Origin of the sequence: Sphingomonas sp. NCPPB 2930 (genome assembly GCF_042867205.1) — a bacterium.
GTDB lineage: Bacteria > Pseudomonadota > Alphaproteobacteria > Sphingomonadales > Sphingomonadaceae > Sphingomonas.
Map to the genome: position 1 here is coordinate 98,377 of NZ_JBHZQU010000003.1, position 15,280 is coordinate 113,656.

Annotated in this window: 9 protein-coding genes and 1 riboswitch; of the genes, 2 read left to right on the forward strand and 7 right to left on the reverse strand. The window is 65.3% G+C overall.

All coding sequences use genetic code 11. The features are described from left to right. Positions 1-16: 16 nt before the first annotated feature. The 5 genes from ACFX59_RS05600 to ACFX59_RS05620 form a co-directional block, all read right to left on the reverse strand. Entirely contained in the window at positions 17-2,326 is a 2,310-nt protein-coding gene (locus ACFX59_RS05600) for a TonB-dependent receptor (protein ID WP_387430438.1), read from the reverse strand. Between the two features lie 31 nt (positions 2,327-2,357). Then, a riboswitch (TPP riboswitch) is annotated at positions 2,358-2,467 on the reverse strand. 32 nt (positions 2,468-2,499) lie between these two features. Further along, positions 2,500-3,114, reverse strand: coding sequence for a methyltransferase domain-containing protein (locus ACFX59_RS05605; protein WP_387430440.1), 615 nt, complete (start codon positions 3,112-3,114; stop codon positions 2,500-2,502). After that, the gene (locus tag ACFX59_RS05610) at positions 3,111-3,764 is read right to left on the reverse strand and encodes a PIG-L deacetylase family protein (protein ID WP_387430442.1); all 654 of its coding nucleotides are present in this window, start codon (positions 3,762-3,764) and stop codon (positions 3,111-3,113) included. The genes ACFX59_RS05605 and ACFX59_RS05610 overlap by 4 nt, the downstream gene beginning before the upstream one ends. Further along, entirely contained in the window at positions 3,761-4,771 is a 1,011-nt protein-coding gene (locus tag ACFX59_RS05615) for an acyl-CoA dehydrogenase (RefSeq protein ID WP_387430444.1), read from the reverse strand. Before ACFX59_RS05615 ends, ACFX59_RS05610 begins: the two co-directional genes overlap by 4 nt. Next, positions 4,750-5,754, reverse strand: a complete 1,005-nt coding sequence (locus ACFX59_RS05620; RefSeq protein WP_387430765.1) for a glycosyltransferase — start codon at positions 5,752-5,754, stop codon at positions 4,750-4,752. The genes ACFX59_RS05615 and ACFX59_RS05620 overlap by 22 nt, the downstream gene beginning before the upstream one ends. A gap of 221 nt (positions 5,755-5,975) precedes the next feature. Between ACFX59_RS05620 and ACFX59_RS05625 the strand changes: the two genes are divergently transcribed. Continuing rightward, on the forward strand, positions 5,976-8,159 hold the full coding sequence (locus ACFX59_RS05625) for a catalase (RefSeq protein ID WP_387430446.1): 2,184 nt from the start codon (positions 5,976-5,978) through the stop codon (positions 8,157-8,159). 404 nt (positions 8,160-8,563) lie between these two features. Further along, the gene (locus tag ACFX59_RS05630) at positions 8,564-11,644 is read left to right on the forward strand and encodes a TonB-dependent receptor plug domain-containing protein (protein WP_387430448.1); all 3,081 of its coding nucleotides are present in this window, start codon (positions 8,564-8,566) and stop codon (positions 11,642-11,644) included. 89 nt (positions 11,645-11,733) lie between these two features. Here ACFX59_RS05630 and ACFX59_RS05635 read toward each other — a convergent pair whose 3' ends face one another. After that, positions 11,734-13,932: a TonB-dependent receptor gene (locus ACFX59_RS05635; protein ID WP_387430450.1), complete on the reverse strand. Its 2,199-nt coding sequence runs from the start codon at positions 13,930-13,932 to the stop codon at positions 11,734-11,736. Positions 13,933-14,051: 119 nt separating this feature from the next. Then, positions 14,052-15,170, reverse strand: a complete 1,119-nt coding sequence (locus ACFX59_RS05640; RefSeq protein ID WP_387430452.1) for an esterase-like activity of phytase family protein — start codon at positions 15,168-15,170, stop codon at positions 14,052-14,054. Positions 15,171-15,280 lie beyond the last annotated feature (110 nt).

Here is a 15,280-nt window from a genome sequence, read left to right on the forward strand (position 1 = left end):
TCCGCTATGGTCACGATCAGAACCCGCGCGAAATCGTCGCGACGACCGCCGATCCGCCGCCGATATAATAGGACGGCGCATTGCCCTTGATGATCGTGCCGCCGCGCCCGACGACATCGCGCGCGTTGGTCGTGACGGACTGAACCCCCGCCAGCACATGCGGATCGGTGACGTTGATCGCATTGACCCGCAGGTCGGTCCGCTTGCCGTCAAGCCAATCGGCCAGATGGACGCCGATCGCCAGGTCGAGCGTGGCATATCCCCGGATGCTCTCGTCGTTCATGAACGTCGCATATTGGCGACCGACATATTTGCCCGCGATGCTGCCGAACAGATGCCCATCGTCATAGGTGCCACCGGCGCCGAACTGGAGCGTCGGGCTGGATACCGCCCGCTTGCCCCGCGTCGGCAGATAGTCTCCGCCGACCGGCAGATCGTCATCGATCCGCGCGCGCAGATATTCGCCCGAAACATAGACGCTGACGCCCCTCGCGGGCCGGTAATCGATCTCGGCATCGACGCCATAGGAGGTCTGTCCGCCCGCGTTCAGCGTCGAATTGACCAGCGCCCCACCATTGTCGACCACGGTCGCCAGCTGGCGGTTGCGGAACTTGTAGTGGAAGCCGGTCACCGAGGCGGAAAGGCTGGGCCCGATATAGCGATAGCCGAGCTCCTGCGACACCGAATATTCGTTCTTCAACGCGTCCGTGCCGCGCGTCGAGACCACGCCGCCGTCATAGCTGTCGTACAGCGTGAATTCGTTGGGCGTCCGGAAATTGGTCGTGACGTTGGCAAAGGCCTGCTGGCGATCGTCGAGATCATAATGGACGGCGGCGCGCGGCAGGGCGGCGAAGCTGTCGCTGCGCACGCGCGTCTGCGGTCCGGGCAGGTAATTGCGGCCGTTGCGGAGCAGGTTGACGCCCTTGAAGCCGATATCGACCGTCAGCCTGGGGCTCAGCGCGATGCTGTCGGCCACGAAGACGCTCTTCGTTACGGTCACGGTGCGCTGGTTCTCATAGGCGAGCAGGCGCCCATCGGCGGTGCGGATCGCCTTGCTGCGATAGCCCCAGCGGTCGGTCGGGCGTCCGTCGGTGCCGACGGCGGTATAGGTCTGGGTGACGCGGTCGGTGCCATAGTCGAACCACAGGCCCGCGGTCAGCCGGTGGATGCCCGCGCGCAGCGTCAGGCTGGCGACCTGGCCGGTCCGCATCTGATCGCCCGTATAATTGCCCAGCACCGTCGCGACCCCATTCACCGCGCCGGGCAGCGCGATCGGCTGCGCCAGTTGTTCGCTCCCCAGGTAATTGCCGGTGGTCGCAAGCTGGGTGCCATAGGGCGAATTGCCATAGCCGAACTGGAGATAGGTCGTGGCGTCCAGCGTCAGCCGGTCGCCCAGGACCAGATGCACGGGGGCCGAGGCATAGAGGTTGCGGAAGGGCGCGCGGTACAGTTCCCAATAATTGGTATTCCCCGGCGTATATTGCGCGTCATAGTTGAAACCGCGTCCCCGCGCGCGCCAATCGGCCAGGGTGGGGCTGGCATAGCTGGAGGAATTGGCGTCATTGTACGATAGGGCGAGGCTGGCACGGTTCCCGTTTCCCCATTCGCCCAGCAGCTTGGCATCGACATGCTGGCGCAGGTCATAGCCCGCGCCCCGCCAATTGTCCGCGCGGGTGTTGGAATAGGACAGGAACGCCTTCAGCCCGGTATTTCCGATCGTCCCCGTATCGACCCGGACAAAGGCCCGGTGCATGTTGTACGACCCCAGCGACAGATCGGCGAGCATTCCGCGCGCCGCCTTGGGATCGTCGAGTGACAGCGACAACAGACCGCCCGCGCCGCCGACGGTCGGCGAGGCGAGATCGACCGCCCCCTGGGCCAGCCGGATCGCACGCACATTCTCCGCATCGGCGAATTGCGACGGATAGGCGTAATAATAGCCGATGTCGTTCTGCGGCGCGCCCTCCATCAGCACGCCGATCTCATCCTGCCCCAGACCGCGCAGCGTCAGGCTCGAACTGGTCGACAGGCCATAGGGATCGCTGGATGCGACATTGGCGCCGGGCAGCAGGCTCACCAGCTGGAAGGCGTTCAGCGTCGGGGCCTGCTTGACGATGAAGTCCGAGGAGATCTCGCTGACCGCCTTGGGTTCGGTCTGGTCGGGCAGCAGCCCCTCGGGATCGCGGTGGCCGATCACGCGAATATCGGCAGGCGCGTCGGCCGCCCGCTGCGCCGAGGCCGCGCCGGGCAGCGCCAGCCACGCGGCGGACAGCAGCAGGGCACCATATCGGATCGTCTTGCGATCGCGCGAAATCTGAACAGCCATCGTCTCTCGTCCACTTCACACGGAAGGACGACGAAGGAACCGCCACCCTCCCTACGCCGGTATCAGCCGGATCAGGTTCGGCGGGTCATGGGCTGCTGCCCATCTCTCGACCGCGCATCAGCGGTTCCCCGGGGATGGCGTCGTCTAGGCGCTTACGGCCCGTAAGCAAATGATTATCGATGGCGGAAGGAAAGACCCGTCCGGTGCCCTGCGTCGCCCCGCCGCGCGACGAGGACATGCCAGCGCGCCCGGCGGCGCATGGTCTCGACCTGCCAGGTCATGCCGGTCATCAGCAGGAAGCGTTCCTGGATATCGGCGGCGTGCTGCGCGAAGTCGTAATAGTCGATGCGATGATGCGCCAGGACCAGCCGCCCGCCGGGGCGCAAGGCCGCCGCGACGCCACGCGCGACATGCCGCATCGCGATGGGCGAAAGATAATAGAGTAGCTCGGCGATGACGATCGCATCATAGTCCCGTCGCGGAAACCGCGCGGGCAAGACCAGCGATATCGCCCGTGCTCGCGGCGAGGCAGCGATCGCCAGCGCCGTCAGGCGGGTGCCCTCGACCGTCCCCTCGGTCGCGTCGAGCCGAAGCGCGCGGCGCGCGATGGCGCGGCTGTTCGATCCATTGCCGCTGCCCAGTTCCAGGACCCTGCCCGATGGCCCCTGGCCCAGCGCATGCAGGATCGCCCGGCGCTTCACCGCCTCGTCCCGGTTGGAGAAGGTCCGCCAGGGATCGTCGTCCGCCGCGAACTTCTCGGCGAAGCCATTGAGGTCGATCGCCTTCATCGCCTCACCGGAAGGAAACGCTCGACCGGGTGGGAAAAGGCCGTGAGTTCATGGCGTGCGATCGAAAAGCCCCGAGGATCGTCGGTGATCGCGCCTAGCTGGGTCCGATGCACCCGGATCAGCGCGCGCTTCGCCGCCGCGCCGCCGGGGATCGAGACGGTCCGGCTCCGCGCCGCCATCCGCCTTTGCGGCGGCCAGACCTGATAGGTCAGACGCCGCCTGCCGAAGCGAAAATGGCCAAGCGCGGTCGCGACCGCCCGGTGATCGGGATGGGCATCCGTGGCGGCGGGCCCGACCAGCAGGTCCAAGCCCCGATGCTTCCGGAGCGCCCGGTGCAGCCGCTCGCGACAAGGATCGCCCTCCGCCATCAGCCCGCCATCGGGTAGCCCGAGGAACGTCACCCGGTCGCTCCGGACGCCCAGACGGCGCAGCGCATGGCGGCTTTCCCGCTCGCGCGCGGCGATCAGACGCGCGGCGGGCCATGTCCGGCTGCCAGGATGCGAGGCGGCGCCGTCGCTGACCACGATGACCCAAACCCCGCTCCCCCGCCTCCGCAGCGCCTGGATCAGCCCCGCCGCCCCGATGATCTCGTCATCGGGATGCGGCGCGACGATGACCGCCCGGCGGACGCCGTTGAGGTCCAGCCTCATAGCGACAGCTCCAGCAAGCCCTGCGCCACCGCCTGCCCGACCCGGAGGCGTTGCGCGTCGGGCATGGGCTGGCGCAGATAGACCGCCAGATCGGCCAGCATCGCGGAGAGCGGATGGGTGAGGAACTGCCCCGCCAGCCCCACCGCCTCCCGAGCGATCACGATCGCCTGCTCGGCCGCGTCGGCCACCGCCATGCGCGCAGCCGCGACCCGCGCCAGCCGCGCCTCTTCGACCTCCTCCCCGAACCAGCATCGCGCCGTGCGCCGCACGATGGCCGCCGCCAGTTCCGCCAGCGCGAACAACCGCGCGAGCCGCGCCGACTGGAACGGGTCGTCGGCGCGTCCCGCCTCGACCAGATGGCGGCGGGTCAGGTCGCACAGCCCGGCCACGCCCCCGGCATGGACCGCCACGAACCGCAGCGCCCCGCCGCTGAAAAAAGGCTCGCGCGCATAGAGGTTCGGCGCGCCGATCCGGTCGTCCTGCGCGATGACGCCGTCCCGCCAGCGGACCAGATGCGTTTCGGACCGCTGCATGCCCGTCACCCGCCACCAGTCGCGATCGATCACCGGCGCGACCCTCGCCAGATCGAGCAGCAGCAGTTGCACCCCCTCGATCGTGTCCGCCGTGACCAGCGCGTGGCTCAGCACCCCGGCGCCCGAGGCATGGCTCTTGCCCCCGGTCAACCGCTCGCCGTCCAGCCGCAGGGGCTCGCCCGCCAGTCCGGCGTTCCAGACGCCCAATGTCGCCCCATGCGCCAGCATCCCGCTCAGCCGTTCCACCTGCGCCGCCGATCCGTATCGGCGCACGATCTGCACCGCATCGACATGCCCCTCGACCAACCGCCCGAGCGGCAGATCGCGCCGGCCGATGTCATACAGCCGGGCCAGCAGCGCGACATGGTCCTCGACAATCCGGGGATCGCCGGGGGGATGCTCGGCCCAGCCCATGACGGCAATCGCGCTTCGCAGTTCGTCGGCCATGGCGGTCATGCCGCGATCTCGCACCATCGGCTCTCCAGTTCGGTCAGAAGGTCTTCGGCATCCGGCAGCGACACCTGGCCGGAATGAACGGCCGGTGCCGGGACGATCCGCATCGCGAACGCCTCCGCATTGGGGCAATCGCGCGCGACGCCCAGAACATGGTCCGCCGAAAGGCCCAGCCGCTCGCCGAGCGCGATACGCCGGTCGACCCGGTCGATCATGGCGAAGCTCTGCCGCGCGGCCGCCTGCGCGCGCCATTGCCAGGCCGCACCGCGTGGATCGGCCATGCGCGGCGGCTCGCCCTGATCCAGCGCCAGCAATTGGCCCGCGAGCCCGCCGCCGATACGCCCCTGTCGGCGGGACGAGGTCTCCACGATCATCGCCGCATCCCGACGGACGCGCAGCCCGGCGCGCGCGGCATCGTCGAGCAGGCGGGCGTCCTCCCCCGACGGGATCGGCAGGAACCCGCCCAGCGCGCGATAGGCGGAGGCGCGTATCGCGATATTGGCCCCGCCGCCGAAGTGATGCGTGTCCCGCGCCTCCCACGGCACCGGGTCGATGGCCCGGCGATATCGGTGCAATCGGTCATAATAATGCTCGATGCGGCTTTGCTGCGGATCGGATGCGGCATCGACCCGCTGGATCCGCCCGGCGACGACCTCCGCCTGGCTCAGCCCCCGACGACCCGCCGCGATCCAGTCGTGCTGCGGCGTGCTGTCGGCATCCGTTGTGAAGAGCAGGCCCTCGCGCCCCGCCAGGACGGACAGCCCCATCGCCAGCGCCGCGCGCCGGGCGGCCCCGGCATTGGGCACAGCATCGCGCCCGCCCCTGGCGACATGCAGCCGAAACGGCAGGGTCGGGCCGAGACGATCGACCAGCGCGATGCTGCCATCCCGGCAGTCGTCCAGATACAGGCATGCCTCCAGCTTCCCCCCATCGACGCGCAGCGCGGCAAGCGCGGCGAACAGCGCGGGCAGCATTGCCTCTTCATTTCGGGCGGGGATGCACATCACCACGGGCGCGTCGTCGAACAGAAGCCTTCTCCCTCCCGCCGCCGAAACCCACCGAAGCCCCGCACGGCCGGGAACGGAGGGCTGATCCCGATCACTAGCATGGGTTTACCCCAAGGCGGCAGGAATCACCTTAATGAATATCAAGCATTTATTTGGAGGGCGATTGGCCGATCCGCGCGTTGGACGGGCACGTTCCCTCAACGATGAAAGACACCATCATGGCCAGTTCGAAGAGCAAGCAGGGCAGCGGCAAGGCCAAGGGCGTATCGCCCGCCCAAGCGCCCTCCCTTCCCGCCGGGGCGGATATGCCGAGCCATTATGCCGAGCCCCAGGGCCATGGCGGAGAGACGCATCAGGCCACCGACGACACGGCCCGGACGCTGACCACGCAGCAGGGCGTTCCCGTCGCCGACAACCAGAACAGCCTGCGCGCCGGGGAGCGCGGGCCGACGCTGCTCGAAGACTTCATCCTGCGCGAGAAGATCTTCCACTTCGACCATGAACGCATTCCCGAGCGGGTGGTCCATGCCCGTGGATATGGCGCGCACGGCGTCTTCGAGCTGACCGATAGCCTGGCCGAATATACCCGCGCCGACATACTAAGCGAGGTGGGCCAGCAGACCGAAGTCTTCGTCCGCTTCTCGACCGTCGCGGGCAACAAGGGCTCGATGGACCTGGCGCGCGACGTCCGGGGCTTTGCCGTCAAATTCTATACGAAGCAGGGCAATTGGGACATTGTCGGCAACAATATCCCGGTCTTCTTCATCCAGGACCCGATCAAGTTTCCCGACCTCGTCCACGCCGTCAAGCAGGAGCCCGACCGCGCCTTTCCGCAGGCCCAGTCCGCGCATGACAATTACTGGGACTTCGCCAGCCTGAGCCCCGAGGCATGGCACATGGTGATGTGGCAGATGTCCGACCGGACGATCCCACGCTCGTTCCGCACGATGGAGGGCTTTGGCGTCCACAGCTTCCGGCTGGTCAATGCCGAGGGCAAGTCGACCTTCGTCAAATTCCACTGGAAGCCGCGCCAGGGCCTGCAATCGGTGCTGTGGAACGAAGCGGTCAAGATCAACGGCGCCGATCCCGACTTCCATCGTCGCGACCTGTGGCAGGCGATCGAGGCGGGCGACTTTCCGCAATGGGATCTGGGCGTCCAGCTGTTCGACCAGGAAACGGCCGACCGCCTGCCCTTCGACCATCTGGATTCGACCAAGCTGATCCCCGAGGAGGACATTCCCGTCCGCATCATCGGGACGCTGACGCTCAACCGCAATGTCGACAATTTCTTCGCGAATACCGAACAGGTCGCCTTCTGCACGCAGAATGTCGTGCCCGGCATCGACTTCTCCGATGATCCGCTGCTCCACGGCCGCAACTTCTCCTATCTGGACACGCAGCTGAAGCGGTTGGGCGGGCCGAACTTCACCCATATCCCGGTCAATGCGCCGCGTTGCCCGGTGATGAATTTCCAGCAGGACGGCCATATGGCGATGCGCAACCCCAAGGGGCGCGCCAATTACGAGCCGAACAGCTGGGGCCCCGATGGTGGCCCGCGCGAAAATCCGACGATCGGCTATCGCAGCTTCCCGGCCGAGGTGCAGGGCACCAAGCAGCGCATCCGTGCCGAGACCTTCGCCGACCATTACAGCCAGGCAAGGCAATTCTTCGCCAGCCAGCAGCCGATCGAACAAAAGCATATCGGCGACGCGCTGGTATTCGAGTTGTCGAAGGTCGAACGGGTCGATATCCGGGCGCGTGCCGTCTCCCACCTCCGGCTGATCGACGAAGGGCTTGCGGCGACGGTCGCCGATGGGCTCGGCCTGGACCTGCCGGAGCCCGCAAAGGCGGCGAAACCGACGCTCGACCTGCCTTCCTCGCCCAAGCTGAGCATTCTGGCCAACGGCCCGCAGGACTTCAAGGGGCGCAAGATGGGCATCCTGCTGACCGACGGCAGCAGCGCGGCGCTGTTTGCGGCGGTGACGAGCGCGCTCGAGGCCGAAGGGGCGCTCTGGGAAGTCGTGGCGCCCAAGATCGGCGGCGTGACGCTGGACGACGGCACCAAGGTCGCCGCCAAGCAGAAGATCGACGGAGGCCCTTCGGTCCTTTACGACGCGGTGACGGTGCTGCCCTCCGAGGCGGGCGTCGCGATGCTCGCCAAGGATGCGACGGCCAAGGACTTCGTCGCTGACGCCTTCGCGCACTGCAAGTTCATCGGCCACAGTTCGACCGCGACCGCGCTGTTCGACGCGGCGGGCGTGACCGAACGGGACCAAGGTTTCGTAGCGCTGGCCAAGCCGAAGGACGCCAAGGGCTTTGTCAGCCAGTGCCGCGCGCTGCGCTTTTGGCCGCGTGAGCTGTCGGTCGACCTTGATGCGGCTTCGCTACAACCCTCCGTCTGAGCCCATCCCCGGCGGGAAGGATCGCAAGTCCTTCCTGCCGGTCTTTGCCGGGTCCGTGTTACCTGCGCATCGTTGCTCAATATCACGGCTTTGCCGCTGTCAGAGCCAGCATGATCCGCACCGCTTGGATTCGCCGCCCCCTGTCGGGCGTATCGGGCTGGAAACGCCTCTAAAAAAGCACCGTAAAGACCAATAACGGTCAACACAGCGCACCGTGCTACAAAAATGTCATTCCATCAGAAATGCTTAGCAAACCTGTTAAATACCATTCATTGAAAAGTCATATATTGATATTGCCCGCAAGGATGAAACATGTTTGAAATTCCCATCTCGTCGATCGAATGAGATTCGGCTTCGCTGTCGAAAAAAGGGGACAGCGAAGTTGTCGAAATGGGGGGAAGCACATGAGACATATCGGTTTTTTGCTGGCCACCAGTTGCGTCGCGATGATGTGGGCCGCGCCTGTTGCCGCGCAGTCGGAAAAAACGACGCCGGCCACTGACGCGAACGCTGCCAAGTCCGAAAGCCGCAAGAATGCGGAACGTGAGAATGTCCGCTTGGATACCGGCGATCGTGAGGATCGTACCGAGACGTCGCCCAACGATGTGATCGTAACGGGCTCGCGGATCGTCAACCCGAACCTGGCATCGGCGGCGCCCGTCCAGGCGGTTTCGGCCCAGGAAATCAAGCTCAGCGGCGCGGTCAACATCGAGGATGTTCTCAACCGGCTGCCGCAGGTCGTGCCTTACGCCCCGCAGGCAGATGACGAAGGCAACGGCACCGCACGCGTCAATCTGCGCAACATCGGCGGATCGGGCAATGCCGCGCTGATTCTGCTCGACGGTCAGCGCCTCGGCGGCCAGGTGGCGGCCGACGTCAACTCCATTCCCCCTGCCCTCATCCAGCGCGTCGACGTGCTGACCGGTGGCGCCGCCGCCGTCTATGGTCCCGACGCCCTGACCGGCGTGGTCAACTTCATCCTGAAGAAGGATTTCGAAGGGGTCCAGATCGACGCCAATTACGGCTTCTTCAACCATCTCAATCGCGACAACATCGTCACCCAGACGGCCCGGTCGCGTGGCTTCCCGACCCCGCTGGGCTGGACCAACGATGGCGGGCGCGCCACGATCAACGTGGCCGCCGGTAAGCGGCTGTTCGACGACCGCCTGTCGCTGTCGGGCTATTTCAGCTATCGGCATACCGACAATCTGCCGTACAATTCGCGTTCCTCGCAGGCCTGCCACCTGTTGCAGGCTGGCATTGACGGCGCGCTGAGCTGCGACACCTCAATCTATTCGCGCTATGGCTATATCTACAACCTGAACAATCGGGTTGCGCAGATCAATGCCAGCGATGGCAGCCGCACCTTCCGGCCGTATCGCAATACCCAGGACGCGACCACCGACCGTCAGAATCGCATGGACGACAGCTATCAGATGCTGCGCGCCAACGAGCGTTACAATGCCGGTGGCTTCCTGTCGTTCAAGGCGACCGACTGGGCTGAATTCTACGGCAGCTACATGTTCACCCGCAACACCAGCCAGGGGACGTACCTGCCCGCCACGATCGGCGAGCAGACCAATGGCGCGGGCGGCTATCAGCTGAACTGCAACAATCCGCTGATGTCGGCGCAGCAGGCGCAGGTGCTGTGCGGCGCGGCAGCCGGTACCTCGGCGACCGTGCCGATCGACTTCGGTTATCGGTTCCAGAACTATCCGACCCGCACGATCGATTATCAGCAGATCTACAACCGTGCGACCTTTGGCGTTCGCGGCGACTTCGGTGGCGCGTGGCATTACGATGTCGGCGGCGTATGGGCCAAGAGCCTGGTCAAGAGCGCGATCAACCGCAACTGGGCACCCTCGGGCGCCAACATCGCCAAGGCGCTGAACGTCGTCAGCGTCAACGGCGTGCCGACCTGCGTGTCCAAGGTCAACGGCACCGATCCGAATTGCGTGCCGCTCGACATCTTCCGCGGGGACTCGAGCGATCCGGCGGTCTATCAGTATATCTTCCAATATGCGCCCAACGGCCCGCGGCGTAACGTCGGCTATTTCTTCGACGTGCAGGCCAATATCAGTGGCGACCTGGGCCAGTATGGCATCCGTTCGCCATTGGCGACCGATGGCGCACAGGTGAGCTTCGGGGCGGAGTTGCGTCGCGACATCGCGAACAACTTCACTAGCGCCGACTATAACACGATTATCCAGGGTACGCCGAACCCGTCCTCCTTCTCGCGCGGTACGCAGACCGCCAAGGAACTGGCCGCCGAGCTTCAGCTTCCGCTGATCCAGGACAAGTCCTGGACCCACCTGCTGGGCTTCAGCGGCGGCTATCGCGCGTCCAACTATGACACCTCGTCGCGCCCCTTCTTCAGCACCTGGAAGCTGGAGGGAACCTGGGCGCCCGTTCGGGATATCCGGTTCCGCGTCGCGCGCAATTTCGCCTCGCGCGCACCTGGCGTCTTCGAAGCGACGCAGAACATCAACTTCAGCCGCAGCCTGAACTTCGTCGATATCTGCGGCGCGTCGACCGCTGCGGGCGGTGCCCCGCTCGCCAGCCTCGCGGCGTGTCAGCTGCAACCCGGGTTCAACCCCACCAGCTATGGCAGCACGTCCATCCGCTGCCCCGAAGCCGGTTGTATCTATCGCAACGGCGCGGTCGATCCGGCGCTGGGGCCGCAGACCGCGAACACGCTGACCTATGGTTTGGTGCTGACGCCGCGCTTCCTGCCACGCTTCAGCTTCTCGGTGGATCACTATGAGATCCGCTATACGAACCAGATCGTCGGGCTGGATCAGGACACCCTGGTCGCGAACTGCGTCAACTACGCCACCGATCCGACCGAGCTCAATAAGATCTCGTGTCAGCAGTTCGTCCGCAACGGCAACGGCACGCTGTATGGCAACATCAACAACCCGAATTCGGGCTATGTCAGCTCACTCGTCCTGAACGTGCCAAACCGCATCGGCACGACCGGTTATGACTTCCAGGCGCATTACGACCTGCCGGTCAGCACCGGCACCCTGGCCGCCGACTTCAACGGTGGCCTGGTGAACAGCGCCCGCTCGGTCTCGAACCAGTCGGGCAGCGTCGGCTATTTCGGCGACGGCGTCGGGAACCCCATTCCGAAGTGGCGCCACAATCTGCGCACGACGTTCACCGGACAGGATGGGCTCTTCCAGATCTCAGCGAACTGGCGCTTCATTTCAGGCACCCAGAGCGGCACGCTGCGCCGTACGACGCAGAACACCTTCGCACGCATCCCCGATTACAGCTATTTCGATCTGGCAGCGAACGTGAACATTGCCAAGCGGATGACGCTGGGGGTCATCATCAACAACGTGCTGGACAAGGATCCGCCGATCATTCCGGCGCGCGGCGGCAACAACACCTATTCGATCAACGGATGGCAGAACTCGCCCGTCAATTTCTATGACATTTACGGGCGCTACATCCAGTTCTCGGTCACGACCAAGTTCTGATGATCGATCCCGGGGTGTGAAACCCTGGTCGCAAGGAATGCTCCCCGATGGCGATGCCGTCGGGGAGCATTTTTATGGGCACCACCCGATCAGAAGGTTTCGGTCAGCCTGAGTCTTGCCGATCGCGGCTCCAGCGGGTGGAACTGGTAGCCTTCGACGCCATCGTCCGGCTCGCCCGGCAGGCGCGTGGCGTAGTAGTACGCCGATGCGTTGGCATGGGTGTTCAGCATGTTGAAGATGCTGAGCTGGACCGTCGTCCGCGCGCCGAGATGGTATCCGACATCGAGATTGGCCTCGGTATAGCCGGGGTCGTGCGGTTCGCGCGGACCGTCGACCAGGGGATAGGGACCGAGATTGCGGATCTGGAAGCCGCCGAACCAGGGCCCCAGATCCTTGACCAGCGCACCGAAGGACAGGGTCGAGCGCGGTGCGTTGGCGATGAAGCGCCCGGTCAGCCCGAATGGCTTCAAATCCCCGCGATACCGCGCCTTGGCGAAGGCGATGTCGGCATTCAGCTCCAGCCAGCGCGTCGGATGATATTGCGACGACAATTCGATCCCGACGCGGCGGCTCGGCGCGGAGGCGCTGTCCTGGCCGACATCGGCATTATACGCCAGTTCGGATTCGAAATCCTGCCGGAACAGCGCGAACTGCACCGCAAGCCGCCGGATCGCATTCGTCCGCAACCCGAATTCATAGCCGACCGCCCGCGCCAGCAGCGGCGTCCGTCCGGCCGAACCGGGGACCCCTTGCTGCGGCACGGTGCCGAAGACGCCGCGCACATCGTCGCTGTGGAAGCCGCGTCCGGCGCTGATATAGAATTCGGTGGTGTCAAAGGGGCGGATCGCAATGCTGCCCTTGGGCTGGAAGAGCATCTGATGCGCACGGCCCGAAAAGCGGGTTGTCCGGCTGGTGTCGGTGGCGCCGTAATATTCCTCGCGCAGGCCGATCGTGCTGCGCAGCCACGGCGTCCAGTCGGTGCTGTTCTCCACAAAGCCGCCGAGATCGAGCAACGTCACGTCGTCGGCATTGCAGATACCGCCCGCTGCGGGCACCTGCGTCGTCCCGTTGGGCCCCTCGACCGAGCAATAGGATAGCGGCACGCGATCCTTCGTGTGAAGCCGCGCGACATAGGCGCGGTCATAGCGCGCCTGCAGCCCGATCGTCGTCACGCTGGGTCGACCCAGAAATTCGTCGCTGCGGCGATAGGCGATCCGGCCGCCCGCCGTATCGCGGTTCTCATATTGCTTTTCCTGGTCGCCATTGACCGGATCGTCGAGATAATGGGTGAAGTCGTTCCACAGGATCATGTCCGACCGGATATAATAGGCACTAGCGTCGATCGCGGCGTCGCCGATCGGCTTGGCGAACCGGCCCGACAGGCTGAACCGATGCGACCGGCTGCCATCGCTCGGGTCGAGCGTGCCGTACGGGTCGATCAACCCTTGCCGGACCGCGCGCCGAGGCTGGTCGGTGGTCAGATTGCCCTTGCTCGCATAATAGAGCGCGGTCAGGCTGGTGCCGTCATTGGTCGTTCCCTGGCTATAGCGGGCAGCGAGATTGACCTTGTCGAAGTCGTCGGGATGCGTCCATGGGCCGTCGAGATGGCCATATTCGCCCGCGAGCAGCAGGCGGTGGTCGGGTGCCAGCGCGATCGTCGTCCCGCCGGAGACGCCATAATCGCCCAGCGTCCCGGCGCTGAGCGACAGCGTCGTCGGGATATGATCGACCAGCCGCATATGCGCCGAGCCGACCGCGCCGAAATCGCCCACCTCGGCGTGATACGGCCCCTTGGTGAAGTCGATCCCCGCGATCAGCATCGGCATGATGAAATTCTGATCGGCATAGCCCTGCCCATGGGTATTGGTCGGGCGATTGATCGGCATGCCATCGAGGAAGCTGGCGAAGTCGGTGCCATGATCGAGGTTGAAACCACGCAACAGATATTGCGATGCCTTGCCCTCGCCCGAATGCGCGGTCACCACCAGGCCGGGGACGGTTTCCAGCAACTGACCGGGCCGATAGATGGGCCGCAGCGCCACTTCGTCGGCCGTGATCCGCCCCTCGCTGGCGGTGGTCCCCTTGCCCAGCATGTCGAGGCGCGACGCGGTGACGACGATGTCGCCGGTGCTCGACCGGTCCGCCCCTTCGTCCTTCTTCACACGTGGCGAGGCGGCGGTGGGGTGCGCTGCGTCCGCCATGATATTGCCCCTGGCCATGGCTGCGACGCTTGCCGACAAGGCGAGCGCGCCGATCACCATCTTTGCCGAATATTTTACGACTGTCATTCCGCCCTCGTGATAAGTCCGGGGGCGCCCCTCCATTCAGCGGTAATGCGAGTCAATATCAGTATAATGACAGCCGATTCACACTTCGTGCAAACCACTCGCAGCGCTAGGAAATAATATTACATTGCCGATCGGGTCGTCACCAGCCTGCCCCGCCATGCGAAGGCGAGGAACTGGGAAAGCTGGTCCTTATTGAAATTATCGTCCGCCTCGACGATCATGGTCCGCCGACCATCCGGCAGCCTCGGTCCCCAGGCCATCCCCTCCAGATTGTCGATCTTCACGCCCCGATATTGCTGCGGCAGGTCGAGCAGCACCGTGCGGGTCATCGGAACGGCGGGGCAGGACGGCAGCGCCGGGCAGGACAGGACGTCGGTCGTGCGATCGGTGATGCCGGACACTATGATCCTGGCCCTCACGCCCGTCCGGGAGTCGAAAGGAACGACCCGTTCGATCGACAGGAAATGCCGGTCGTCGATCGCCAGAAGCTCGGAAACGCTATACTGGCCGTCGGGCACGTCATAGACATATTGGTGAAGCGGCCGGCCGCTCCTGGGGTCGAAGCTGGTCAGCCGGTGCCGCGTGGCCTGGCCGGGTCCGTCATCGACGGCAAGGTCTTCATAGGCGGGAACCTCGTTGACCGCATAGACCGTCCCCTGTGGCCCGACCGCCAGCCCTTCGATCACCCCATTGGATGCCGCGCCCCGGCTCCGGTTGTCGGCATAGAGATAGACGGGCGGCAGCGAGAAGCTGCGCAGGATGCGTCCCGTTGCATCGGCCTCATAGATGGCGGGCTGGACCCGCCGCGCGGGGTCGGCGTTCCACGTCCCCTCCGACGACCAGTAGATATGATGTCCACCGGCGTGGCGAATGGCCTCGGGATCGACCACCGGATGATCGGTGGGGAATGGCAGGCCCTGGGCATCGCGCAGCACCTGCTGCGCCTCTATCAGCACGCGCATCCGGTGATGGGCGGGATCGAGCGCGATCGCCAGCCGGTAATAGCGCGGCGGCCGCCCATCGCCCTTATCGTCCGAAATGGCGAGATAGTCGCCGCCCGGCAGCCGGTCGAGCCCCGACAATCCGCCGATCGGCAGGCCCTGAAAGCGGGTGCCATGGGGGATACTGGTCGCACCGATCAGCTCCAGTGTCGGGGTCCCGTCCTTTCCGGCCACGGATGCCGTGGCACCCAGCCCGATCGCCAATATCGCCCCGATATTCCGCATCACCTTGCGCATGATGACCTTTGCCTTCGTCTCGAAATCGAAGGCCGGGCGTGACGGTGTCTTTCCATCTTGCCCGGCCCCTCCTTGTCCCTTCGCGGCGGCAAGCGGCTCAGCCGCCGCCG